At 43.2% G+C, this 26,512-nt stretch carries 18 protein-coding genes and 3 pseudogenes; 8 read left to right on the forward strand and 13 right to left on the reverse strand.

Features of this window, described 5'->3' with window-relative positions; translation table 11 throughout:
• Together A4S05_RS32180 and A4S05_RS32185 are read left to right on the forward strand one after the other, a co-directional pair.
• On the forward strand, positions 1-553 hold a 553-nt coding region (locus A4S05_RS32180; RefSeq protein WP_141699870.1), incomplete at its 5' end, for a pentapeptide repeat-containing protein.
• 136 nt (positions 554-689) lie between these two features.
• Entirely contained in the window at positions 690-1,700 is a 1,011-nt protein-coding gene (locus A4S05_RS32185; protein ID WP_069073834.1) for a tyrosine-type recombinase/integrase, read from the forward strand.
• Between the two features lie 144 nt (positions 1,701-1,844).
• Here A4S05_RS32185 and A4S05_RS32190 read toward each other — a convergent pair whose 3' ends face one another.
• The 3 genes from A4S05_RS32190 to A4S05_RS32200 all read right to left on the reverse strand — a co-directional run bounded on the left by A4S05_RS32190 (position 1,845) and on the right by A4S05_RS32200 (position 4,145).
• Positions 1,845-2,591 carry a hypothetical protein gene (locus A4S05_RS32190; RefSeq protein WP_069073835.1) on the reverse strand — a complete coding sequence of 249 codons (747 nt, stop codon included), beginning with the start codon at positions 2,589-2,591 and terminating at the stop codon, positions 1,845-1,847.
• A gap of 110 nt (positions 2,592-2,701) precedes the next feature.
• Positions 2,702-3,817, reverse strand: coding sequence for a HigA family addiction module antitoxin (locus A4S05_RS32195; RefSeq protein ID WP_069073836.1), 1,116 nt, complete (start codon positions 3,815-3,817; stop codon positions 2,702-2,704).
• Positions 3,810-4,145 (reverse strand): type II toxin-antitoxin system RelE/ParE family toxin, encoded by a 336-nt coding sequence (locus tag A4S05_RS32200; protein WP_069073837.1) that lies wholly within the window; start codon positions 4,143-4,145, stop codon positions 3,810-3,812. The genes A4S05_RS32195 and A4S05_RS32200 overlap by 8 nt, the downstream gene beginning before the upstream one ends.
• A gap of 376 nt (positions 4,146-4,521) precedes the next feature.
• Here A4S05_RS32200 and A4S05_RS44385 point away from each other — a divergent pair.
• From A4S05_RS44385 to A4S05_RS32215, 5 genes and pseudogenes are all read left to right on the forward strand, one after another.
• Positions 4,522-5,964 (forward strand): annotated as a pseudogene (locus tag A4S05_RS44385) (N-6 DNA methylase); the annotation flags it as partial.
• Positions 5,965-6,041: 77 nt separating this feature from the next.
• Positions 6,042-6,116 (forward strand): annotated as a pseudogene (locus tag A4S05_RS44390) (hypothetical protein); the annotation flags it as partial.
• Between the two features lie 741 nt (positions 6,117-6,857).
• A complete protein-coding gene (locus tag A4S05_RS32210; protein ID WP_069073839.1) occupies positions 6,858-8,210 on the forward strand; it encodes a restriction endonuclease subunit S in 1,353 nt (450 codons plus the stop codon).
• A gap of 106 nt (positions 8,211-8,316) precedes the next feature.
• Positions 8,317-8,418: pseudogene (locus tag A4S05_RS39625) on the forward strand (element excision factor XisI family protein); the annotation flags it as partial.
• A 70-nt stretch (positions 8,419-8,488) separates the two neighbouring features.
• On the forward strand, positions 8,489-11,461 hold the full coding sequence (locus tag A4S05_RS32215) for a type I restriction endonuclease subunit R (protein ID WP_069073840.1): 2,973 nt from the start codon (positions 8,489-8,491) through the stop codon (positions 11,459-11,461).
• A gap of 116 nt (positions 11,462-11,577) precedes the next feature.
• On the opposite strand, the gene A4S05_RS39630 is transcribed toward A4S05_RS32215, so the two are convergent.
• From A4S05_RS39630 to A4S05_RS42770, 7 genes are all read right to left on the reverse strand, one after another.
• Positions 11,578-14,508, reverse strand: a complete 2,931-nt coding sequence (locus tag A4S05_RS39630; protein WP_084227346.1) for an N-6 DNA methylase — start codon at positions 14,506-14,508, stop codon at positions 11,578-11,580.
• 6 nt (positions 14,509-14,514) lie between these two features.
• Positions 14,515-14,862 carry a hypothetical protein gene (locus A4S05_RS32225; RefSeq protein ID WP_069073841.1) on the reverse strand — a complete coding sequence of 116 codons (348 nt, stop codon included), beginning with the start codon at positions 14,860-14,862 and terminating at the stop codon, positions 14,515-14,517.
• A 102-nt stretch (positions 14,863-14,964) separates the two neighbouring features.
• Complete coding sequence (locus tag A4S05_RS32230) at positions 14,965-15,303, reverse strand: ribbon-helix-helix protein, CopG family (RefSeq protein ID WP_069073842.1); 339 nt, start codon at positions 15,301-15,303, stop codon at positions 14,965-14,967.
• Complete coding sequence (locus tag A4S05_RS32235; protein ID WP_069073843.1) at positions 15,300-15,938, reverse strand: nucleotide-binding protein; 639 nt, start codon at positions 15,936-15,938, stop codon at positions 15,300-15,302. Before A4S05_RS32235 ends, A4S05_RS32230 begins: the two co-directional genes overlap by 4 nt.
• Positions 15,939-16,963: 1,025 nt before the next feature.
• Positions 16,964-17,428 carry a hypothetical protein gene (locus A4S05_RS32245; RefSeq protein WP_069073845.1) on the reverse strand — a complete coding sequence of 155 codons (465 nt, stop codon included), beginning with the start codon at positions 17,426-17,428 and terminating at the stop codon, positions 16,964-16,966.
• Positions 17,425-18,693 (reverse strand): ParM/StbA family protein, encoded by a 1,269-nt coding sequence (locus A4S05_RS32250; RefSeq protein WP_069073846.1) that lies wholly within the window; start codon positions 18,691-18,693, stop codon positions 17,425-17,427. The genes A4S05_RS32245 and A4S05_RS32250 overlap by 4 nt, the downstream gene beginning before the upstream one ends.
• A gap of 127 nt (positions 18,694-18,820) precedes the next feature.
• Positions 18,821-18,958 (reverse strand): hypothetical protein, encoded by a 138-nt coding sequence (locus tag A4S05_RS42770; RefSeq protein ID WP_218107999.1) that lies wholly within the window; start codon positions 18,956-18,958, stop codon positions 18,821-18,823.
• 142 nt (positions 18,959-19,100) lie between these two features.
• On the opposite strand from A4S05_RS42770, the gene mobV reads away from it, so the two are divergent.
• Positions 19,101-20,900 carry a MobV family relaxase gene (gene mobV / locus A4S05_RS32255; protein ID WP_069073847.1) on the forward strand — a complete coding sequence of 600 codons (1,800 nt, stop codon included), beginning with the start codon at positions 19,101-19,103 and terminating at the stop codon, positions 20,898-20,900.
• Positions 20,901-20,908: 8 nt separating this feature from the next.
• Here mobV and A4S05_RS32260 read toward each other — a convergent pair whose 3' ends face one another.
• From A4S05_RS32260 to A4S05_RS32265, 3 genes are read right to left on the reverse strand one after another with little or no spacing between them, the layout of a single operon-like run.
• Positions 20,909-22,876, reverse strand: coding sequence for a pentapeptide repeat-containing protein (locus tag A4S05_RS32260; protein ID WP_069073848.1), 1,968 nt, complete (start codon positions 22,874-22,876; stop codon positions 20,909-20,911).
• 34 nt (positions 22,877-22,910) lie between these two features.
• Entirely contained in the window at positions 22,911-23,096 is a 186-nt protein-coding gene (locus tag A4S05_RS40885) for a hypothetical protein (RefSeq protein WP_141699872.1), read from the reverse strand.
• Entirely contained in the window at positions 23,062-26,373 is a 3,312-nt protein-coding gene (locus A4S05_RS32265; RefSeq protein WP_069073849.1) for a plasmid replication protein, CyRepA1 family, read from the reverse strand. Before A4S05_RS32265 ends, A4S05_RS40885 begins: the two co-directional genes overlap by 35 nt.
• Between the last annotated feature and the right edge of the window lie 139 nt (positions 26,374-26,512).

Below are 26,512 nucleotides of genomic sequence, written 5' to 3' on the forward strand. Positions count from 1 at the left end.
CCTTGAAAGCGCTATCCTTGAACGAGCTAACCTTGAACGAGCTAAACTCGGAGGCGCTAACCTTGAACGAGCTAACCTCATAGGTGCTAACCTCACAGGTGCTAACCTCACAGGCGCTAACCTCACAGGCGCTATCCTCAGAGGTGCTATCCTCAGAGGTGCTATCCTCGAAGGCGCTAACCTCAGAGGCGCTAACCTTGAAAGCGCTAACCTCACAGGCGCTAACCTCACAGGCGCTTACCTTGAAAGCGCTTACCTTGAAAGCGCTAACCTTGAAAGCGCTAACCTCACAGGCGCTTACCTCACAGGCGCTTACCTCACAGGCGCTAACCTTGAAAGCGCTATCCTCAGAGGCACTAACCTCACAAACGCTAACCTCAGAGGCGCTAACCTCACAGGTGCTAACCTTGAAAGCGCTAACCTCACAGACGCTTACCTTGAAAGCGCTAACCTCACAGGTGCTAACCTTGAAAGCGCTAACCTCACAGGCGCTTACCTCACAGGCGCTAACCTCACAGATGCTAAAGGACTTCCAAAAAAAATATACGAATAGTAAAAATTATAATCATTATCACGGAAGGGAGAGGATGCCAACATAAGAAAAACCCCAACACCATGACCCCCTGTTGCTAGATAATGGTGTGTGGTATTGGAAAAGTCCATTCTAAATACCGTAGCCGGGGGGAGTTATGAGCCAAGATACGGAATCCGTCGAGTTAGTTGTAGTCCAAAAATTGGAAAATGCCCTCAGTGCCAAAATTGAGGCATACTTTGCTGGGGTAATTGACTCTGACCCCGATGTTTTGGAAGAATTGCTGAAATCCAAGAACAGCGAGGGAACCCGTAAAGCTTACCGCAAAGATATCACCGATTTTTTTACGCGCATGACGGAAGTGCGTCCTAACAGAGATTCTATCTTGGAGTTTTTGCATCTATCAGGTCACAAAGCCACGCTGGTAGTGACTAAATATAGAGCCATACTTGCGGAAGCTGGACTAGCACCGAACACAATTAACCGCAGACTAGCTGCAATTAAATCTCTGGTTGCTTTTGGACGAAAATTGGGAGTTTGCAACTATGCTGTGGATGTAGACAGTATCCCAGTGCAGGCTTACCGCGATACTAGCGGTTGTACAGGCGAGGAATTTTTGAGCGTGATCCGGCAGTGCGATCGCTCCTTCTTGGTGGGTAAGCGGGACTATGCTTTGTTGCTGTTACTGTGGGGCAATGCTTTGAGGAGAAACGAGATTAGTACCTTGGACATGAGACATTTTGACGGTTCTAAGGGGACGCTATCAATTTTGGGTAAGGGCAAGCAAGTACGATTGACGATGAATCTGCCAAAAGCCACAGTCATGGCGATTACTGACTGGGTGATTGCCCGTGGTGGCGATATGTCCTCGTCTCGCCCGTTGTTTACTTCGGTTGACTTTCAAAATGCTGGTCACAGGTTAACCGGGGATGGCATCTATAAAATAGTCAAGCGGTTATTTAAACGGGCTGGTGTTGAAAAGCACATGAGTCCGCATCGTTGCCGCCATAGTGCCATCACAGCTGTACTGGAAAAAACTGATGGCAATGTGCGGAAAGCCCAGAAACTCAGCAGACACGCTAAATTAAATACGCTCCAGATTTACGACGACAACCGCAATCGCGATCAACTGGAGATGTCTGAATTATTAATGGATGGGTTGGATTGAAGTGGTTGCCACACCTGTTAGAAGAAGTTTTAAAAGTTGATTATGACGACATTTCTTCAAGCAGTTATTGTCCCTGAGTCGCAGTAAAAGCGATCGCTCAAGAGGGCGGTAAATCAGACCAAAGCAACCAAAAAAAAATCCTTATTAATCTGGCGCTGGGTCTACTTGCAACGCTAGTGCTTCAGCTTCAAACTTTTCTATGCACCGTTTGAACACACCCAACATAAATTCAACACTAAAACCCATTATTGGGGGCGTACCATACACCGAGCTACGGTATGTCGGTCTCTCTGCCCACCCGTATAACTTAAAGTCATGTGTTCTCTTTCCTGGTCTTCCTTCATGGATGTAGGCATTTCGCATTTCCTTGTAAGCGATTGCACCGTATCGGGACAAAGTTAACCATTGCTCAAGCTCAGTACGATTTGTTTCAGGGCAATTCGCTAGAGTCTTGTTCATTATCGCACCCAGACTCAAATCCTGCGAAGTGCAGCGAGTTTGGTATTGTTCAATAAATTCAGGGGTACGACGTTCTCCAATTGTGCTTAAGAATGTAGATACATTCTCAGGCAGTTTCACTCCTTTCTTTTGGTTTATGCAGGTATCTCCTCGATCCACTTTGCTCCACACGTCTGGTAGTGAAACAAGCTGGAATAACTCACCACCGTAACGTGCTAGAAACGCATCAAAAATAATCCGTTTACCACTATTGCTGCAATCTTTCTTGCCGATACTCTCTGCCCACAAATTGGAAAGAGCGTCAAGAGAACCCCACAGCAACACGTTGCCTTCGTACCTTTGTTCGATAAAGTTTAACTTACTGATGAATGCGTGTCGTTGTCTCCAAAAATCAAAAAAAGATGCAATCCGCAATTTTAACTCTTCGTCCATATTGTCTGCTACTTAAGCTGCATGATAATTACTACTATTTATGAACAACAGAAATAAAGTGCTATCTCTGAGTTACCGCCGTTTAAATACGGCTGTTAATTGTTGAGCAATTAGCTTTCTTGTTCATCTAAAGCCCACTCAAATCGCCGCTTTAAGTCATTGCAGTGACTAGGTGGTAAAATTCCATCATGCTGAAGTCTGCCAACTACAATCCCCGGTGCAATGCCAATTTCAGCAGCAAACTGCTCAATGCCCACTTTAGTGCGTTGTTGACCTAAAGCTAGAAATCGCTTCAACTCAATAGGGGGGATAAGTATGTCCGCAGCGAATTTGTTTGCTTCTTCCTCTTTTTCTAAATCCTCAACAGCAGCAACACCTTTCCCTTCCAGGAAGACATCACGCTTACCATGCAGCAGAATATGACCAGATTCATGGAAGAAAGCAAACCATAAATGGTCATCAGTTTTATGCCGCAGGCTGAGTTGAATCAGCGCTTTTTGAGAATTTAACCAGCGTGTTGCTCCACAGGCTCTTGTTTTGGGAAGTTCCGGTACAAAAACCACAGCCACACCTGTTTCAGCACACAGTCGCACTAATTCTGGTTGAAAAACCTCTGGTGGTTTCATCGTTAGAGCGCGGACTTGTAGCAGTGCCTGCCTGAACTTATTCGCATCATAGGTCGCACAAGGAATCTCAGATGCTTCAATTTCTCCTTGACGTAGCCAAGCTGCCATTGCCCCAGACTCACTTTGAAAAGCCTGCGATTTCCGAAAATCTACATGAGTCCTACACCATATTCCCTCCCATTGTTCAGGGGAGGCGACGGCGAAAAAATTTAGCACTTCCCGTAATTGCTCAACCTTGTCCCGATAGGGCTGAATCCATCGAAACTTAATCATGGCTTTTACTGGGATTTGGTCAAGCCATGTGACTTCTTTTTGCAAGCGATCTTCTTCTTCAATTCGTGCTAAAGCTTCTCGGTATTGTCGTTCAAGGTTGTTCCAAAAACTAGCTCTTATACCTAATACACGCTCTAGCTGCAATGCAGTTTCAGGAGTAATAGCTACTTTCCCATTAATGATTTCGTTAATTGTTTTTTTAGGTCTTCCTGTACGTTCCGCCAGTTCTGCTTGGGACAGACCCCGCTCTTCAAGGATTTCTTGAAGAGTCTCCCCAGGAGGAGAAACGTAATCTGGCGTGTATTGATTTTGGATTGTATTACTCATGAGTATCCTCCACGCCCAGTATTCTAACGGCAGTTACTTTATTCCAGTCGATGCCACCATCTGGTTTAGTAGGAATTGGCTCATCTGCTGGCTCAAATATTAGCCGATATGGATGATCCAAATCTAGCGATAACTGACCTGCTCGGTCTTGAATCAATTCGTGACATCTTCCTGGAAGATTTCGCATATCTTCAAGTACATTGGCAGCACGTAAATTATCTAGTCGTCTTCGGATGCGTTTTGCTCTATCTGCACCATGATTTTTCTCTAGAAGCCTTTGGTTATTGCACTCTTTTTCAAATTTACGATTATTAAATACAATATCCATTGTAGCAAACTTCTACTAATATTGTTAACCCTTAAGGTTAATAACATTCTAGGCGCTTGAACCAAAAATGACAGGAATTACCCAAAAATTACCGTAAACCTGCTCACTCATAGTACATTTGTTCTAAATCAGCTTCCTGCTCAAAATTTCAGCCTTTCAACTGCTATTACCTAATTCCCGATTCGGGAATAAAATCTTAGGCTTATAGCAATTGAAAAATTCGTGTTTGGGATTATCTCATCTAGCTAGTAAAGAACAACCGTTTCCACCATTTGCGTTCTCGCTCAACGACAGGGGAAAGATGCTTTAGCCAAAAGGGATAGAAAGTAATACCATGAATGATGGTCACAAGCTATACGCCCCGGTTACTTTTTAGATGGATTTATCACTGCAAAACAAAAACGTTTCTTTTATTTGGTCAATCGCTGATGATTGTCTGCGGGATGTATATGTGCGGGGTAAGTACCGGGATGTAATTCTGCCGATGTTTGTCCTGCGGCGGTTGGATTGTTTGTTAGAGGAGACGAAAGATGCAGTGCTGGAAGAGGTGCGGTTTCAGCGCGAGGAAGCGGGGTTTACGGTGCTTGACTCCATCGGCTTGCGAGAAGCATCAGGCTATGTGTTTTACAATACTTCCGATTGGACATTAAAGAAATTGGTCAAGACTGCTTCTAATAATCGCCAAATTTTAGAAGCGAATTTCAAAGCTTACCTAGATGGGTTTAGCGATAACGTTAAAGAAATTATCGATAAATTTGAGCTACGCAACCAAATCCGGCGCTTGGTGCAGGCGGATGTGTTGTTGGATGTGCTGGAGAAATTTACCTCACCTTATATCAACCTGAGTCCCCACGATACCCTAGACCCGGATGGGCGAAAACTACCAGGACTGAGTAACCTGGGAATGGGTTATGTATTTGAAGAATTAATCCGCAAGTTTAACGAAGAAAATAACGAAGAAGCCGGTGAACATTTCACCCCCCGCGAAGTTATTAAATTGATGACTCACCTGTTGTTTATCCCAGTCAAGGATAAACTACCACCAGTAATTACGGTGTATGACGGGGCTTGCGGTTCGGGCGGAATGCTGACGGAATCCCAGGATTTTATTATCGTTTCAGAAGGGGAAATTAAATCGCAGGCGGCGGTTTATCTCTATGGTAAGGAAGTAAACGGCGAAACCTACGCGATTTGCAAGTCGGACATGATGATTAAGGGCAATGACCCGGAGAACATCAAGTTTGGTTCGACACTAGCAACGGATGAATTTAGCAGTCTGCGGTTTGACTTTATGTTGTCAAATCCACCCTATGGGAAGTCGTATAAGTCAGACCAAAAATACATTCTCGATGGTAAGGATGTTTTAGACGGTCGCTTCGAGGTGTTACTAAAAAATTTTAAAGGTGAATTAGAAGTAGTTCCGGCGATTCCTCGTTCTTCCGATGGGCAATTGCTGTTTTTGATGGATATGGTCAGCAAGATGAAGCGGCTAGATGAGAGTCCTTTGGGAAGCCGCATTGCTTCAGTTCACAATGGTTCTTCGCTGTTTACCGGGGATGCAGGAAGCGGGGAAAGTAATATTCGCCGCTACATTATTGAAAATGACTGGTTAGAAGCAATTATCCAGTTGCCGAGTAATTTGTTCTACAACACCGGGATTACAACATATATTTGGGTTCTGTCTAACAAGAAAGTCCCTCAGCGAAAGGGCAAGGTGCAATTGATTGATGCGTCAGAACTATATCAAAAATTACGCAAGAATTTGGGAGCGAAGAATTGCGAGTTTGTAACTGAGCATATTGAAAAAATCACCCAGATTTATTTAGAAATGCCGAATCAAGGTATTTCTAAAGTGTTTGATAACAAAGACTTTGGTTTTTACAAAATTACAGTGGAACGCCCTTTACGACTGGCGGCGCAATTTACACCGGAACGGGTGGCAACGTTGCGTTATGTGCCTGCGCTACGTGATGTAATGGCATGGGCTTATGAGCAATGGGGTGATGAGATTTATACAAAATTAGAGGTGCATAAAAAGGCGATTGAGGACTATATCGAAAGTGAAGAAATTTCTTTATCCCCCAAAGCTAAGAAAGATTTATTATCGCCCAAAACTTGGGAAGCACAATGCAATCTCATGATTGTGGGAGAGCGTTTAATGGAAGCGGTGGAGGATGAATTATCACTCGATTTTAATGTATTTGTAATTGCTGTTGATACAGCGTCGAAGTTGTTGGATATTAAGCTAACCAACAGTGAGAAAAATCAGATTTTAAATGCTGTCAGTTGGCGGGATGAGAACGCCGAAAGGGTGGTGAAGAAGGTACACAAGTTAAAAGGTAATCAACTGAGTGATTTGTTGACGGAGTTGGGAACCACTGAGCATAACTTACCTGACTATGGTTATTGGACTGGGAAGAAAGCGGGGGAATGGGTAGAATACGAGTCCGATAGTGAGTTGCGAGATACAGAAAATGTACCGTTGAAAGAACAAATACATGATTACTTTGTGCGGGAAGTGCGTCCCCATGTGACTGATGCGTGGATAGCTTTAGATAAAACGCAGATTGGCTATGAAGTTAGTTTTAATAAGTATTTTTATCAGCACAAGCCGTTGAGAACACTGGAGGAAGTAACGGCGGAGATTTTGCAATTGGAACGTGAGACGGAAGGGTTGTTAAAACGGTTGGTAAGTTTTGGGGAGGTTGAGTAATGGCTTTCCCAAAGTATGAGAGTTATAAGGATAGCGGTGAGGATTGGTTAGGAGAAGTTCCAGAACATTGGGAAGTCAAATCGTTAAGCTCAATACTTATAAATAGAAATGAAAAAAATGAGCCAGTAAAAACAAAAGACATATTATCACTTTCCATAGCAAGTGGAGTCACTCCCTATTCCGACGAAAATAGAGGAGGTAATAAAGCAAAGAATGATCTAACAGCTTACAAACTGGCTTACCCAGGAGATATTGTACTAAACAGCATGAATGTGGTTGTAGGTGCTGTTGGCTTATCAAAGTATTTCGGAGCAATCAGTCCTGTCTACTATGCTCTATATCTTAGAAACAAAGAAAAAACGAGTATTGATTTTTATAGTTATATTTTTAGTAATAGTACTTTTCAAAAATATTTATTCCAATATGGAAAGGGGATTTTAGTAAAAAAAAGTGATTCGGGAAAACTTAATACAATCCGGATGAAAATTTCGATGCAGGATCTTAAGAAAGTACCTTTACCTTTGCCCCCGATCACGGAACAAAAGCGGATTGTTGAATTTCTCGATCACAAAACCTCCGAAATCGATGAAGCGATCGCCAAAAAACAGCGTCTTATCAAACTACTGCAAGAGCAAAAAGCTATTCTCATCAATCAAGCTGTCACCAAAGGGTTAAACCCTAAAGCAACCATGCGGGATAGTGGGGTTGAGTGGGTTGGGGAGATTCCTGAGCATTGGGAAGTGGCTAGACTAAAAACTTTAATGAAAAAAATGGATCAAGGTTGGTCTCCACAATGTTTTAATTATCCAGCAGATGATAATCAGTGGGGTGTTTTAAAAGTTGGTTGTGTTAATGGCTATCAGTTTAATTCAACAGAGAACAAAGTTCTGCCACCAAATCTAAAGCCCATTTCAGAACTAGAAATAAAGCACAAAGATATTCTTATTAGTCGTGCCAATACTATTGAGCTAGTAGGGAGTGCTGCTTGCATTTTAGAACCAAGAAAAAAATTATTAATTTCTGATAAGTTATTTCGTGTCTTGGCTGATGAAGAGAAGGTAATGCCAGAATTTCTTGTATTATTACTTCAAGTTAGAACGGCGCGAATGCAAATAGAAATAGGAGCTAATGGTGCAAGTTTTTCTATGCAAAATATTGGTCGGGATGTAATTAGAAATATCTGGTCAGCTATTCCCCCAGTTTGTGAACAAAAAGAAATATTAAATCTTGTTCTTGCTATAAATGACCAATCTAGAAGAATGACAGCAGCAATATTAAAAGAGATAGAAGTGATGACTGAATTTAAATATACTTTAATAGCTAACATAGTAACAGGGAAAATTTTAATTTAAGTTTTAACTTTTATATTCAATAAAAGGGACTAGCTATTACTAAGATAACTTTGAGATATTAACCGTGAACTAGCCCCACAGAAATCAAACTAACCCATTTGTCTAAATTGTTGATAACCTTTTGGCAGCAGGTATCCCCAAAGCCGATATTATTTTAGGCTTCCATCACCCTAGTAAACGCGCACTCACTGAATTTGCGATCGCTTAGATACATAGCACACTCGGCTACAAAGAATTATCATAGGAAAAATACTCGTATAAAATATAACGGATTTCCTATGGTCAGCCAAACCAACGAGCTAGCACTGGAAAACTGTATCAAGACTGCACTCGTTGAACGCGCTGGCTACCAAGAAGGAAACCCCGCAGATTTTGACCGGGAGTTTGCTATCGACCGGGAGAAGTTCTGGCGCTTTTTAGAAACTACCCAGCCGGAAGAACTGGCCAAACTCAAAGACCGTCCCAACTGGCAAAGATTGATTTTGGAACGTTGCGATCGCAAAATCAAAAAAGATGGCATCCTCTCTGTTCTTAAAAAAGGATTATCCATCGATGATGCTCACCTGACCTTGCTTTACAGCCTCCCCTACAACGATACAAATCCGGCTGTTTTAGAGAACTTTGAAAAAAATATCTTTTCGATTACCTGCCAGGTACATTACTCTGAAAGCGATGCAGGGTTATCCATTGATATTGTGCTGTTTCTTAACGGTTTAGCGATCGCCACGATGGAATTGAAAAACCCCTGGACGGGTCAAACTGTTTACCACGGCAAAAAACAATACCGCGAAGACCGCAATCCCCAAGAACCACTGCTGCAATTTAGTCGTTGTCTAGTCCACTTTGCTGTTGATACGGATGAAGTGTGGATGACCACAAAATTAGACCGTGAGAAAACTTACTTTCTACCTTTCAACAAAGGTTTTAATTTTGGCAAGGGCAACCCAGCCAACCCCAATGGTCACAAATCTGCATACTTGTGGGAAGGTATTCTCACCCGCCAAAGTTTCACCAACATTATTGAACACTTTGCCATTCTCATCCCCGGCGATACCAAAACACCCCTTGCTCAAAAAAACCTGTACTTCCCCCGCTATCACCAACTTGATGTCGTTCGTCAACTCCTCACTGATGCCCGAACACGCGGCACAGGACAGACTTATTTAATTCAGCATTCCGCAGGTTCGGGTAAATCTAATTCCATCACCTGGACGGCATATCAGTTAATCGAACTCTACGCCAAAGGTGCAGATAGTCCCCTGTTTGATTCGGTTGTGGTTGTCACAGATAGACGCATTCTTGACAGACAACTCAAAGATAATATTAAAGATTTCTCTCAAGTAAAAAATATCGTTGCCCATGCCACCAATGCTCAAGAATTAAAAATTGCTCTAGAGAACGGTAAAAAAATTATTATTACTACAATTCAAAAATTCCCCTTTATCGTTGATGGCATTGAAGATTTGAGCAGTAGTACTTTTGCTGTAATTATCGATGAGGCTCACTCATCACAAAGCGGGAAGGCTGCTGATAACTTGAATATGACTCTCGCTAAAGAAGAGGATGAGGAAGAACCCGAAGATTTACAAGACAAAATTCTCAAAGCAATGTCTGGGCGCAAAGTTGGTAAAAATGCTTCCTACTTTGCTTTTACTGCCACACCCAAAAACGCAACTTTAGAAAAATTCGGTCGGCGCATGGCAGACGGTAAGTTCGTGCCGTTTCACCTCTACTCGATGAAACAAGCGATCGAAGAAGGCTTTATTCTTGACGTACTAGCCAATTACACCACTTACAAAAGCTATTACGAAATTCAAAAATCCATTTTAGATAATCCCATCTTTGACACTGCCAAAGCCCAGAAAAAACTCCGGGCTTATGTGGAAGGACATAAACAAACCATTGGTACTAAAGCCGATATTATGGTTACTCATTTTATCGAACAGGTATGGGTACCCAAAAAGCTCAAGGGCAAGGCCAAAGCGATGGTCGTTACCCGCAACATTGAAACTACCATTCGCTACTTCTTCGCCATCCGCGAACTGTTAAGACAGGCGAACGCACCATTTAAAGCAATCATTGCCTTCTCTGGGAAAAAAACAGTAGACGGCATTGAATACACCGAAGACATCATCAACGGCTTCCCCAGCAAAGATATTTCCGACGAATTTAAAAAAGACGATTACAAAATCTTGGTCGTTGCAAATAAATTTCTTATTGGGTTCGACGAACCCCTGCTACACAGTATGTATGTTGATAAAAAATTGCAGTCGGTGCTGGCAGTGCAAACCCTATCTCGTCTCAATCGTTGCAACGATAAGATGGGTAAACAAGATACCTTCGTTCTCGATTTTTACAACACCGTCAGCAACATCAAAATCGCTTTTGACCCATTTTATACTGCCACATCCCTGAGCGAACCTACCGATGTAAATGTCCTCCACGATCTCAAGGAAGTTTTAGATGATGTGGGTGTTTACGAATGGTATGAAGTCGAGCAATTCAACGAATTATTTTTCAACAAAGCCGAAGCTGAACAACTCAGTCCTCTCATCGACACCGCCGCATCTCGTTTCAACGCAGAATTAGGACTCGAAGACGAAGCAAAAATCGACTTTAAAATCAAAGCAAAACAGTTCGTTAAAATCTACAGTCAGGTAGCCTGTATCATTCCTTATAACAACATCCAGTGGGAAATGCTGCACTGGTTCCTCAAATTCCTTATTCCCAAGCTTGCAGTTAAAAACCCCGACCAAGACCAACTTGATGAACTCCTGGAAAGTGTAGACCTCTCTACCTATGGCATAGAGCGAGTTAAATTAAATCACACCATTGAACTCGATGCTTCGGAATCTGAAATTGACCCGCAAAACTCCAATTTACGCGGCTACCATGACGATGCACCGCAAAGAGACCCCCTTGATGAAATCATATCCGCCTTTAATAATCGATTTTTTACAGGCTGGGATGCTACTCCACAAGAACAACGGGTAAAATTCATTAATATAGCTAGACACGTAATTGACAACCCCTATTACCAAAATCAAGTTGTCAACAACCCAGATGAACAAAATCGCCGCCTCGCTTTAGAAGAATTAATTAAACAAGCTATCAACAGAGAACGCAAACGCGAACTCGACTTATACAAACGTTACGCATCTGATCCAGAGTTTAAACGGGCATTTGATGCCAGCATTATGCAGTTACTTGCTCAAGGTAATCTAGATGGATTCCAGCAGCTTTTAGGATAGCAGTCAGCCGAGGAATAAAGCTAAAAACTTTTAGTGTTGAGTAAAAACTAAATCAAAAAATAGGGACAGGAAATTATAAAATTATTAAATTGAAATCTTATTCTTAATCATTGAGATTAAAGATGACCAATGGCTTTAGCATAGTTGTATAGTTTTGTTAGTACATAATTAGCTATCTCAGCACGGCTGGTATTTTTTCGCCACATGAGTTCCAGTCGGACTAAACCTAATTGACTCTCACAACATATATCAGTTTTGCGAGTCAAACCTTCACCAAAATCAACTTCAGTTTCAAAAGAATCAATTAAATCACAGGCTTTCAATGCTCTACCAATAGTTTTATTAACTAAAGCATCATCATCTTGAGTAATTCTCAATAATTTATCAAATGCCTCCTTAGTACTATCGACTGGTTTTCTCCCAGGTATAGCAAGACCCATAGGTAGTGATTCAAACGCTTTGGCTAGGTCACTTTTTGTCAGTCGCTCCTCTGCTGTTAAATCTTGTTTAGTACTCATACCTCTTACTTTCATTTTTGCTTCAAGGTCTTTATCAGCATATTTTCGAGCAATAGCAAGTGCAGTTAATATAGGCAGATGAATAATTCTAACGTCTAATGTTGTTGCAAGAATACCAGTTTTGTCAGAATAAGTTTTAATTTCTTTTACTATATTAGCTTCTGTTGCAACCATTAAACGGTCAATATCAGCCGTTGAAGAACGTCCTCTAGTCAATGATGCAACAAAATCCTCACGATCATTCCCTGTAATTACTACAACCCACATTCGGCATTGTTCTTTAGCTAATAAAGACTTGAAACTCTTTTGATTTCTAAGAAGTTCCTGACGGAGAAGACTTAAGTAGAATCCAATAGTTTTAGCATTACTAACTAAGTCTATCGCACGTTCTTCTGAAATTCCTAAGTCTATTAGAGAAGCACCCTCATTTAGAGTGCTAATAGTACGTTTTGCAATATCTAAGTAATCTTTTTTTGGTGGCCCTGTGAATTGATAACTAGGTTCTTCTACTCCGAGAAGTGAGTCAGAGCCTATTTTTAAAGCCAATTCTATAAGGAACTTCTGAAGTTCATCAGTGTTGCATAACCAAACAACTAATGTTCTTTCACCAGTAGTAGACCGAATAAAGCTGTTAATAGAATGAATGTCTTTCTCTAATTGTTCTTGAGATAAATCTGTAAGTGCTTCTCGTCCTTCAATAACAAGTATTTGTATTTGAGTTAAGTCCACATCCGAAGTTTCTATAATTTTTAAACTTTGAAAAATAGAATCTTTAGATGAAATTGAAACTATTTTAATACCAGTCCGAAATAGATGAAGTGTGTTTAAGAATGTAGATTTACCAGAACCTGAATCTCCTCGAAGTACCAAAAAAGCACCTCTCCCAGCAGCAGACATATCAAGAAAAATCTCATCAAGCCGATTCAAGCTTTCGCTGACTGGAACAACAATACTATTTAACATATCTTGACCACGTTTTTGGAGAGCATGAAATCGGTCTGGAACAAAAAGTGAAAAATGTACTAGTTGCTTTACTTTCTTAAGAGGAAGTTCATGATTTGATTCAGTAGATAGTTCTGAATTAAATTCAACCTCCTCAATACCCTCAGCCTCCACATATAAACCTGGCGCGAGAACATAATTATTTGAAACAATGTCCTCTAACTTGGTACTCTTACAAAAACCAGGAATATCCTCATACTCCCCCGCTTCCTTCTCACCCCGCCAAGCATGGTAAATTTGGGCAATCCGCTTTATGTCTTCAACCGTCAATTCCCGGTGTACTCGGTCAAGTAAAACTCCCATCTTCCGCGCATCTATAAATAATGTTTCCCCAGTGTGATCGCGGAACAAGCCATTTTTCTTATTCCGTGCCAAAAACCACAAACAAGCGGGAATCTGAGTGTTGTAAAATAACTGCCCCGGCAACGCCACCATACAATCAACTAAATTCGCATTAATAATAGCTTTGCGAATATCACCCTCTCCCGAAGAGTTAGAACTCATCGAACCATTCGCCAGCACAAAACCAGCAATACCATTGGGTGCTAAATGGTGAATCATCTGCTGTACCCAACCATAGTTGGCATTACCTACAGGTGGTATGCCATACTTCCAACGGGTGTCTTCTCGCAACCGATCTCCACCCCAATCACTCATATTAAACGGAGGATTCGCTAGGATAAAATCAGCTTTGAGGTCTTTGTGCAAATCGTTGTGGAAAGTATCAGCATTGCGATCGCCCATATTCCCTTCAATCCCTCGCAGTGCCAGATTCATCTTGCACTGCTTCCAAGTTGTGGGATTTGACTCCTGTCCATAAATAGAAATATCGCCAACCTTCCCGCCGTGCGCTTCTACAAATTTCTCTGACTGCACAAACATTCCACCGGAACCGCAACAAGGGTCATAAATCCGCCCTTTGTAGGGTTCAATCATTTCGACTAATAGCTGCACCACACAACGGGGTGTATAAAATTGTCCACCTCTCTTACCTTCTGCACCAGCAAACTGCCCCAGAAAGTATTCGTAAACTCCACCCAAAATATCTTTTGAACGACTTTCTGCATCTCCTAAACCAATCTTGGCAATTAGGTCAATGATTTCTCCCAGCAGTTGTTGATCCAGGGCTGGCTTGTTGTAATCCTTGGGTAACACGCCTTTGAGTGATGGGTTCTCTTTCTCAATCGCATCCATCGCGTTATCTAAGAATTTACCGATCATAGGTTGTTTAGCGTTGGCTTGCAGAAATGACCATCGTGCTTCCTTGGGAACCCAAAAAACATTTTCAGCCGTGTACTCGTCGCAGTCTTCTGGATCAACGTGGGGTTGCTCTGAGTATATGTTGTAAAGTTCACTGAAGGCATCCGAAATATATTTCAGAAAAATCAGCCCCAAGACGACGTGCTTATACTCGGCTGCATCCAAATGACCCCGCAGCTTATCCGCAGCAGCCCACAGGGTTTGCTTAAAACTTAATTTCGCTCCGTTGCCGTTTTTTGATTCGGTTTTTTTCTGACCACGCGCCACTAAATATTACTCCTCAAGATAATCTGCGATCGCTGTTAAATCGGACATTGCCCTGTTAAACCGATTTAACATCGCTTCTGCTACTTCTGGTTCACCATTAACAGTTGCTAACTTTTCCCGTACATCACGTTCTAAAGCTTCTACCCACAACGACATACCCGTGCGACGGATTGCGGCTAATAACCCCATATTCGTTAAGACAGCCAAATGAAAACCAACTTGGTCTTGTCCACCGTAGCCGAGGTATCCATCGCTCAGTTCCAACTTCTCTGGGGTAAATTCGATGTATTGGTCAAAAGTAATACTAGCAGGTTCAAGCCTCGGTTGTGGAAGTTCTGGTTTATCGTTTGTCATGATAAATGCAAGCTGCAATCTGTTTATAAGTTTTTGGATTTAAATCAGCAGTAATTTTTTACTGCAAAAATTAATGTATTTGTATCATAATTACTGTATTTCCTACTGCGATTTTTGCAGTAATTTTGCGGTTTCTTTAATCAAAGCCCTGAGTAGCTTGGCTTTTGTCATCCCCGTGTGTTCTGCAAGTTGGTTTAATTGCTCGTAAGTTTCTGGATCTAAATCCAAGGTGATACGAGTTGTTTCTGTAGGCTGTTGCTGCTTTAATTTCTCCAGTAAATTTAGGTTATCTTCTGTTTTTTGGCTTTGCTTTTTAGATGTCTTTGGCGATGACTGCTGCCTTTGACGAGATTTTGGTTTTTCAGTAATTTCTGACACGAGGTCATCAACGGAAAATTGTGATGCTAATTCAGTCAGAGCATTTCGAGCTTGCTTGGTCATTTCGCCAACCTCAAAATCTCGGTGAATAATTTTTGGTAATCAGATGCTCCGTCCTGTGCGCCTTTCATTCCCCAGACCGTAGTTTTTTGGAAGAAGGCATCGGCGATCGCCTGACGTTGGTAAATTATTTGCTTAAAGGCAGTCACACCCTCAAGCTGACTCAGCAGTTCCTCAGCTTCTCGGAGGAGCTTGGTATTTTTAATGCCGCGATTAATAAAAATACCTGCTTTCGGTAATCCGTTTCTGGCTCTCTGAATTTGTCGTACTATCTTGACTGCGGCGGCGGCTGAAACTAAGTCTAAGCCAGAGGGGGTTACTGGAATTACTGCAATTTTTGCAGTAAGTAATGTGCATCTGGTAGCCTCCCCTAGATTACCTGCGTTGTCAACGACTAAATAATCCACTTCTTGCTCTAATCTAGGAATTTCTTCAGCCAGTGTGTCGGGATCTGTGATCCGATGGCAAGGGATATTCAAATCTATTCCTGACAACCACATGTGTGTGCTGCCTTGACCATCCGAATCCACTACTGATACTTTCTTCTTTTTGATGGCAGATAACCAGTAGACGAAATGGGCACAGGTACTTGATTTCCCCACGCCACCCTTGAGGTTAGTAAAGCTGATAACGGTCATGTTACTGCCTTTTTTACTGTAAAAAAATACTGCATCTACTCTAACTCAGGAAAAAATACAGTAGAGTAATGCAGTAATTTTTTGCAGTAGGAGATTCCTCAATTGGGAATGCAGATTCATCAAGTGAAGGCGGAAAGATCAAATGAATAGAATCAAACCTAGCATTTTGAGGAAAATGGCTATCTGACACATAAGTTTCACCAAGGCAGTCAGCAAAGAAAGTAGAGCGACTAAGAAGGTCATTACAGCAGACATACAACCAAATATCAACCCAGTGTTCTTGAGAATTAGAAGCCAGTACCGTGAGTTTAAGATTTTAGCGTTTTTGTGGTGGATTATAGATTGTTGATCTTTCCGTAACTTTTGGTTTCTATCTACAATGACAAGATAGGTACTAAAAAACGACCTCTTTACTAAAGAGATTATTCTGGTATAGTTCATTAAAGGATTCCTCAAATTTTGTGTCGAAACGTCTACATTCTTTAATGAGAAAGCTATCGGACATTTATCTTTAACTAGTTAGTAGCTAGCTAAATTAAAATGACTGATTCATCATAATCGTTTGCCCTTTGACTAGTTGGTAGCTAGCTAAAGGGCTATTATTTTTCGTTAATAACTCAGTGGATACCTCGCTTTGAAGTACAACCACTATAACGAGCAATTCAAATAATTCTGCGTAACAATAATTACATTTCTGTATTAATTAAAGTAATCGAAGCTACTACTTTTTCCAAATGAATCCACTACAATAATTAGCTAAAAGAAATTTTTGATATATTAAAAAAAATTAATTTACTCCTTTTTGAGCTACAGAAACCTAATTTACCACCCTGATTTCTCCGCCAAAAAATCCTGACCAAAACTCTCGCACAGTACGCAAGAATTCTCGATCAAGTTTTTTTTACAAAATTGAATTTACGCTCACAGCCCTCAAAAAAACTACCAACAAAATACATAGCTACTACAAAAGCCGCCTCACAGTTAACAGCTACAACTGCGGCGGCTATTGTTGAGATATTCTTCGCTCAATCTCCTCCAAAAATCGCATCCAATTCTTGCGACGAAGCCTGACCTTGAACTATTGAAGCAGGTCTGATTGAATCAGCCGCTTCCCCCTCAAGCTCAGGCGACTCTAAAACATTACTCTTGTAGCTTGGGGCATTGACAGCTACAACTGGTGCAGGCAACGCTGGCTGTGATACCACAAACTGCGGTTGTTCCACCGACAGTGCCAAACGCATATAACTACCGTGTTTATTCAATGAGTCCTGCGCTTCCCAGCAAGCAAAACGAATCTGCTCTGGCGTAAAATTACCGCTTGAATACCGCGCCACTGGCAAGAAAGCAGCCACCAAGATATCAGCCACCTTGCGCTGTGCCTCATCCTTGGGCAACGAGTTCAAGTAATCGACAACTTCCGCTAAAACATCCCCCTCGTAAGGTTGAAGCCGCAAACTCAGAGACTTGCGTTTCTTTTTGCTTTGGTTCATTGACTTGTCTCCATCCCCAACAAATAATCAAACATCCCAAAGCAGTCCACCAAACGCGCTGAGGTACTATACCTGTACGTTTGTTCTTCATCTAAATTAAATGTTTCTTGCACCTGAGTTATAAAACCGCTACCCCAAACCATTGGTATCATTGGCAATTTGTCGTCTTTGGGGATGTATTCACCAGTTCTTTCGTAAACACTGCTATACGTATCTATTTTCTTGAGTTGCCATGCACAATTAAAATACTTCTCCAACTCAACTTCTACATGGTAAGCAGCGCCCCCACCGATGATTACCTCGTTCAACGGTCTGGGTAATATTTTGTCCATCCACCGCTGTAGCTTATCCCAATATTGGGCTGTTGCCACTCTAATTGCATCAGCAATATGAGAAATTTCTTTTTGTCTTAAAGTGGGGTCTTTCGCACTTGCTAGGGCTTGTATTCGGTCAAAAGTTATCCAATCAGGGCGTGCCGAGCAATTACGGTCTTTGCTGTAGACCTTATTAATAATCGTGTAGCGTGCATCAAATATTGCCGAAGATAAACGCTCTCGGTCTAAACCACTGGTCATATCCAGCACGATATCCAGCATATTCGCAAAGCCCAGCAGTGGACTATCCCCCAGCTTCAGTTGCCCCCGGTCAAAATAAAGTGCTGTCGTGTTCCTGTGACCGAACATCAATACCGCCAGTTGGGAAGTGCGTAACCAATCTACCCCCTGCTGTTTGATTCGCAGTGCTGCTAATCCCCCACCTTCAGGACGGCACAAGAAACGCTCTAAGTTCACCTTTAAATATTGTTTGCGTACCGTAAAATTAGCCAGCATCACCCGTAACTGTTCTTCAAAGCGACGGCGATCGCTGTACTCATTCCACGGCAGAAGTAACGCCAACTCCAAGTTAATTTGTTTTTTCGCTGTCACCTTTACGTTGCTGAGTTCAACAATTAAGCCAACAGCGCCCAGTACCTTCCACAAGGCATTCTCATATTTAAGTTCCTTAATCCGGTCAAGCGGATCAAAGTTAGCCGCGAACTCACCCAGCACCACCACTCTGTTATTCCACTCGACCCACAGTTGTTGATCTGGTGAAGGGCTACCAATCCAGCCCAAGCGTTCCATGAAAAAATTGAGTTTATCCTTAGTAATCTCTTCTATCGCTGGTGGCAGCAGAACATAATTTGGTTTAGTCTGGTCATCCACTTGATAAATTATCTTAGTTTGCGACCCACCAACGTCCACGCTGAGGTAAATGTCAGTCATGCAAATAGCTGGTTAAAACGATGATCTAATTTTAGTGCAGATTTAGAGCAGATTGGCACTGTCTTAGTGCAGATACCGCACTAATTTAGCACAATCTGGCACTCGTGATTCACCTCGGTTCATGACCTTAAATGCTGATTTTGGCTGACCAAATTGTGCCAAGTTGCTCAAAATTTGTGCTGGGTTGCTCTAGATTTGTGCCAAGAGGTCGCGTGAGTAGCGGGAGTGGGTGCTGTTGCCGCAGAATTTCGCTTGGGTGTACCATGTTGGTGGTGTACTCACTACACTTCCGCGCCCTGCGGGTGGGCTGCGCCCATCTTTCGCTTCGCTCAAGACGCAGAAGTTACGTTCGCCCCTGCGGGGAGTTTGCACCCCATTGGCACATTTGGAAAATCCGAGAAAAAACAATGGTGGCTTTAGCGATTCTGCGCGTTGAAAAACTCAAGTCTTTCGGCAACATTGGCGGTAGCGAGAAGCATACTGCCCGTTTACAAGATACCCCAAATGCCGACACCACTAAAAAAAATATCCGGTTGATTGGCATGGAGGATGATTCACCGCTTGAAGTTTTGGTGAAAAACAAGATAGCCAACACAACTTTACACAAACCGCGCAAGGATGCCGTGCTGTGTAGCGATATTTTTCTTTCAGCATCCCCAGAATATTTTCGCCCCGATAATCCATCAAAGCCAGGCGAATGGGATAATCCCCGAATGTTGGACTTTGTTAAGGCTTCCCGCAGTTGGCTAGTCAACAACTATGGTGATAAGTGCGTCAGGGCAGAATTGCATTTGGATGAAGCGACTCCCCATATTCATGCCTATGTTGTGCCCATCAACGAGAAAACCTTGCAGTTAAGCCACAAAGAAATGTTTGGAGGTAATGGTCGTGCTGCCAGCATTAAGTTATCGAAACTCCAAGATAGCTATGCCGCTGCACTTGCTCCTTTGGGCATTGAACGAGGGGTTAAGGGGAGTAAGGCAACCCACACCAAAGTCAAAGAATATTACCAAGCTGTTAATAGTGAACCACTCACTGCCGTCTGGTCGAATAAAAAACTTGAACCCGAACCTTTTGAATCAGCTACAAATTACGTTGCCCGGATTCAGAATGATCACCAATTCCATGTCCTCAACCACCAACTGGCTGACCGGGCTTTCATGCAAGAGCGACTAGAACGGGCAGAACAACGGGCTAGAGCCAGTGAGAAGGAACGACAAAGGTTAGAAGAAATTGTACGATCGCTGGAATTGAAAACCCAACAACTGCGCGACTTGGCCTTAGAGGATGTCGCCTGGGAGTTGGGGCTACACCACGAGGAAGGAAAATGGAGGGGTCACGGACACATCATTAATATAGATGGGCCCAAATTCTACGACTTTGCCCCCGATCAACAAAAGGGATCAGGTGGTGCAATTGACTTGGTAATGCACGTTAATCAGTGCAATTTTCGGCAGGCGGTTGTCTGGTTAGATGAGCGATTCGGTGAAGCTGGCGTAGAACGTGCAGCGATCGCTCACGTTAAAAACAGGGCGGCTGACATTATCCAGACTGAACCACGTTCCCAATTCACCCCACCCGTTGAAGATAAAGCTAACTGGTCTGCCGTTGAACATTACCTCACTCAAAAACGTGGTATCCGCTCTGACTGTGTACAAATGCTTCATAACCAGGGGCTAGTTTACGCTGATGACCAACAAAACGCTGTTTTTGTCATGCGGAATCTTGAGAGTCAACGTAACGGTGCATTCCTACGGGGAACTAGGGGAGAGAACAACAGCTTTAAGGGATACTCTAAAGGCACTAAGCGCAGTGATAGCTGGTTTTACTTCCACTTGGGGGGTAAGACTAATGATAAAACTTCAAGAGCGATTCTGTGCAAGTCTCCCATTGATGCTATTTCAAGAGCCATGCTGGAATATCTTATCAGGGGCGATGTTCCACCCGAACGAACAGTCTATATGGCTATTGATGACATCAAGAGCTTACCACTTGAGCGATTGCAGAAAGTTCCTAATATACTGGTGGCGTTTGGTAACGATAAAAGCTCTGATGCGGCAGCACAGCGTGTATTAGAACTAATGCCACAGTCCCAAATCAAAAAATCTAAAGCCAGTGATTGGAATCAGCAGCTACTCGATTATGGGCGACAGTTAAGGCAACAGCATCAGCAACAGCAGGAGCAGGATGATGAATTGAGTCTTTAATAGTCAGATTAGTGTGAAGGTGGCGGCAATTGCTGTGTAGCCCGTTGAGGTTGACTAATTTCGGTTGGAATTGGAATTCCTAATTTATCTGCTATTTCCAAAACGTTATTGGTAAAGTCAGCACTGTTTGCAACAACACCAAATACTGTACCAGCTATTGTTATTAATGCAATAATACGAGTTTTTATTCTTTCCGGTTTTTGTTTTTCAGGTTTATTAATATCTTCTTGCAAGTCATCCAAATGCACTAAAACTTCTTCACGCTTATCTTGTGGAAACTCTTGTGCTTTATCTCGTAACGAGTTAATCAATCTAGTAATATCATTAATGCTTTGATTAATATTTTGAGAGAAGTTCTGTTGATTAAACGTTGGGTTACTACCAGTTTGTGCTGTGTCTACAAACTGGTTATTAGAATTTCTTTGGTCGTACTTAGATTGATAAGATTCTGACATAGATTTACTTTCTGATGTAGCTGTAACGTTAATAATATTCTGAATCGGTTTATTACCTAATATATCAATGACCTTTTCTAAAGTAGCGTTTTGCTGAAGGTAAATTACTATCTGTTCATTCTTAGCTTGTAGTTCAGCATGATACCTTGCTTCCAGTGCTTTTAGTTGGATTTCATATAATGCTTTAGCCTGACTTTCAATATCTGCTTTATTGGCTTCTGGTGGAACTTCTAGCCGAATTACAAACGCTCCACCGCTTTTCTTTTCAATGGCTTGGACGGATAAGTTTTCTTCACCATATTCAGCCTGTAGTTCTTGAAAGGAGAGAAGAAAAGCTTTCCAGTCAATGCCATCTGCAAAAATTAAGTCAACTGTTTCTAAAGCTTTTTGGAATAGCTTGGTAAACTCCCCTGGTGTAAACTCTTTACTGCTGCTGCTAGGACGGCGTTCTTGTTCGTCACTTCTCAAATAAACGTACTGGCAATCAATATCATTTAATTTTGTAGCTGAGTTGATATTCCAATCTTCCAAACAAGCGCCTGTAAACTTTGCATTTGTAAAATCTGTTTCTAATGCTTGCGTTCTACTCAAGTTAGCTCTGCTGAGGTCTACATTGCTGAAGTCAAGTCCGTTGAGGTCAAGTCCGCTGAGGTCTGCCTCACTGAAGTTAGCTCCTGTGAGTTTAGACCCTGTGAGTTTAGCCCCTGTGAGGTCTGCATAGCTGAGGTTTGCATGGCTGAGGTTTGCATCTCTGAGGTCTGCATAGCTGAGGTTTGCATAGCTGAGATTAGCCCTAATGAGGTCAGCCTCGATGAGGTCAGCGTCACTGAGGTCAGCGAGGCTGAGGTCAAGTCCGCTGAGGTTAGCCTGCCAGAGGTTAGCCCCGGTGAGGTTAGCCCCGGTGAGGTTAGCCCCGGTGAGGTCAAGTTCGCTGAGATTAGCTCGACGGAGTAAAGCTTCACTGAGGTTAGCCTGCCAGAGGTTAGCCCCGGTGAGGTTAGCCTCGATGAGGTTAGCCTTGTTGAGGTTAGCCCTGTTGAGGTTAGCCACGATGAGGTTAGCCTTGTTGAGGTTAGCCCCTGTGAGGTTAGCCACGATGAGGTTAGCCTTGTTGAGGTTAGCCCCGATGAGGTCAGCCCCGATGAGGCTAGCTCCACTGAGATTAGCCCCACTGAGATTAGCCCCACTGAGATTAGCATCGCTGAAGTCAAGTTTGCTGAAGTCAACTCCGCTGAGGTTAGTCCCCATGAGGCAAGCCTCGCTGAGGTTAGCCCCCATGAGGCAAGCCTCGCTGAGGTTAGCCCCCATGAGGTTAGCCCTGCTGAGGTCAGCCTTGCTGAGGTCAGCCTTGCTGAGATTAGCCCCCATGAGGTTAGCTTCACTAAGGTTAGCTTCACTAAGGTTAGCCCCGATGAAGTTAGCCTTGCTGAGGTCAGGAATTATACTTAAATTTTCAAGTATCCACTCATTCCAAACTTGTACACCTTTGTTCAGCCGAGCATAATGCTTCTCATTAACCATTGCAGATTCTCCTTGTGTCCTACCTTCAGAATCTTCAATGGGGCATAACTATGGAGATGTAATTTTCAATTAACCTCATTAAATCTAAAGCAGCAGGTTTGGTTTGGACTATAGCAGTTGTTGGAGGTAGCGTCCACACAGGTGATGCTGTCACCAGTTGGGGGAGATGTCGGGAAATATAACTATCACGCCATCCATTCCACCCAATCGGGCGCTTCATCCACCAGTTGAGCAAACTTTTGAGGGTCAATATCCTCAAACTTGAAGATCACGCCCCACCGCTCATCAATCGTTAGTGTACTGAGTAATTCTTTAACTGACTCCACCCCATATTCAACCCGCTCAATCGCCAACTGAGCATAATATTTAACCCGTTCCCACCAAGAAATACTGTCTGCTTCATCTGTGTCCATACCCCCCCGATTATTACTTCCATCTTCATTAATGGGGGGTGTGGACGGTGGGTTAATCCCATACTGAGACTGCATTCTAGCTGCATAAGCCGCATCTCGTTCAAGTAACTCTTGGCGTTTGCGTTCCTTCTCCTCCCGTTGCCTTTGACGATAATCCAGCACCTTTTGGACAAACTCTACATCCTCAGTATTCAAACGATAATACCGAACACGCTGCCCATCTTCAAGCGGTCGCCGCGACTCAGTGGACAAACCCAGTTGCGAGAGATACTGGCTTAAAATCCACACAGGAGACTCCGATAACGGAATGGTCAGGTTGAGGATACCTTTAACGTGAGATGCGTTGCGCTTGGAAAACTCAGCCAAAACTTGAATCATCGCTTCGTCCCCTTTAATCTCAACCCCAGACATGAGATCCATCAACACTGCCCTCAGTCCTAGCCGATGACGCATCAGCCACGCGGTAGAATGGTTACTCCAGTCTGTGCAAATGCTCAAGCGATCGCGCTCTGATTTATCGCGTTCCACCACAATATTCGGCGGTGCAACAAACTCTCGCCCAAGGTCATCGGTAATCATTTCCCCTGGTGCTGCTAATATTGCCTCCAGTGCGACAATCTTCTTAATTAACCGCCCAGAGTCATCTTGCTCAACCAGTTCAGGGGTTACGCTCATTCCATAAGTATCCTGTATGCGGAACTTCTCACATTCCAAAACCTCTTCTGGTTTGAGATAGTCTTGGTGCTGCCTAGCCGCATAAGTCCTTCTATCAATATCTTTGGCATTCGCCACCTTGCGAAAATGTTCTTCATCGATGGCAATCCCCGCAGCCTTCATCCACCGGGAAGCCCCCTCATCGGTTGCATCACCCACAGGCGCAATCGTATTGCCCATTTCTTCTAAGAGCGATCGCAAATCAGCCCGTAAATTATTAATCGACCAATTCCTTTGCCCCTCAATCTGACAACTGGTATCCAACGCCCAATCCTTCTCAGCCCCACGTTTGCCTGTTTCCCGGTTAATGCGAATCAGAAACGCGGTCATTTCATTCGTTTGAAGAATCCTTTCCTTGATGCGACGGGCATTGGTTTCGGCGTAACCAAAGGGAGGACGCGGAGCTACCCAAACGTACATGGGGACATTGGGACGATACCGCCATAATTGCTGGGCGCATTCTGTAGCCGACTGCGAGACAGCATGAAATACACCAAACACGGCATCAAAATGATAGCTGGAAATGTCAACCCCTGAACTGAGACTGGGAGTAATTAAAAAAGCGTCAAGATCCTTAATGGCAATGTTAATCTCCCTAATGAAAATCACATTCTCTTCACTACCACTGTTCTCGGAGTGAATAGCCCACACCCGTAACTTGCGGTCTTCGGCTGATTCCGGTGTATCATCAGCGTCATCAATTGCTGAACCATCATTGAGCGCTCTTTCTAGCTTTTTAATAAACCGCTTACTGTCGCTGACCATCATCAACTTTTTACCCAGCATCAGTTGAGCGTGGAACTCGGCAACGATTGCGCTGCTGTTTTTCCCCTCGTACCAATGAACTTGACGACCACCTGAGCGATACAGGTTTTTGATGATGTAGGGTTTTTCACCAGTCGGTCGCAAATTCATGAAAAACTCAATGGTCAAATCATCGAGGTGGGCATCAGCTAAAACAACCAGCTTGGCGTTGTAAACTAGATACTCAAGCACTTCCAGAATCGCCCCCCGGTGTTCCTTGCAAGTTTTGGACTTGAGCAAGTGAGCGAGATACTGGCAGGCTTCATCAATAAATAGAATGTCATAAGCCTGTAGATCATTTGCCATTTTATACAGAGAATCCACGGTAATGCTGAGAGCTTTTACCTGACCCCAGTCCCCGCAAGAAATCGCGGAGTACATTGCTGTTTGCAAGCGATCGCTGAGATTCTTGAGCAAAGTAACCCGATGCCCATTGTTCAAAAAACTGAGTTGGGGGTTCTCTCTTCTGAGAACTGCCAAGATTTCAGTCTTTCCTGTTCCCATATCGGAAACCAAACCAACTAACCCCGATTGAGGCAGAGAGTGTATTGCAAGTGAGAGATAGCGGGTATTCACCGTCACATCGGGCTTGTACTTATGGAGTCCCCTGGCACGATTGATGAAAAATCTTTGCTTGTACTCGCTGATTCTCAAGGCATCAGCAATCATTGCGGTGACGGCTTTATCAGCTTTCTTGCCCAAAGCGACAACCCAATCGTCAATTCCTTTCTCTGGCCCTGGCAGTAATGCCACTTCACATTGGCAGCAAAGTTCTACAATTGCAGAAGCTGTGCGGCGTGTGGCTTGAAAAATCTGCTGTTTGGTTTTGGGTTTGCTTTCGTAGTCGAATAGAACAACAAATTTACGCCCCTTTTGAGTCATTGGGACTAAATCAGGGTGCAGCCGTTCTAAATCCTCCTTGCCCACTCGACCATTCCAAATTCCAGGGAGTGCGATCGCCACAAAGCCCAAAGTTAGGAGACAACCAGCCTTCTTCTCGCCCTCTGTAAGGGTTACAGGGATTTCGGGATGTGCCATTACCCAAGCCCAAAAACCTAACGCCTCTCCCTCCGAGGTAACGGTAATATGTTCTGGCATTGGCACGTTATAGCGAAGTGATACCAATCGCCATAAATGTAGGGGCATTCTCAAGTAGGTAACTCGGTTGGGAGTTTTGGGTGGTGATTCGTACTTGACTGGCTTTTGAGTTTGCTGCTGTGTTGTCTTGTCCCATTCCAGTCTGGGGTAATCTGGTTTCATCCGTCCCCAGTCCATCGCCAACCAATCATTAAGCGGGTCAAGTCCGCTAACCCACCATGCACCGGCTTCCGTGTGGGCATATCGTTTCAAGTAGCCATCACGCAGTCGCCCATCGTTACGTCTGGCCGTTTGAGGTAGAGCGCATAGCAGATATTCGTACACTGAGGGGCCACTAAGAGAACGGACATTCAAAGCTGTTAACTTTGGGTCAACAGCACTGGCTAACCATTCATTCCAATGGTTGACTTCTATGTGAGAGGGTCTTTGCGCCGATACTAAGTGATTAAATTGTTGTAATGGTGACATGAAAGCTCATCCTCCTGAAGTGTGTTGGAGGAATTGGAGCTATCCCGAAAGTAATCTTTTAGTACAAACGTTCAGAATATAAGAACAAAATTACATAAAATTCCTAAAACGCCGTTTACATCTGGTGAGCCAGTGTTAC

Origin of the sequence: Nostoc sp. KVJ20 (assembly GCF_001712795.1) — a bacterium.
GTDB lineage: Bacteria > Cyanobacteriota > Cyanobacteriia > Cyanobacteriales > Nostocaceae > Nostoc.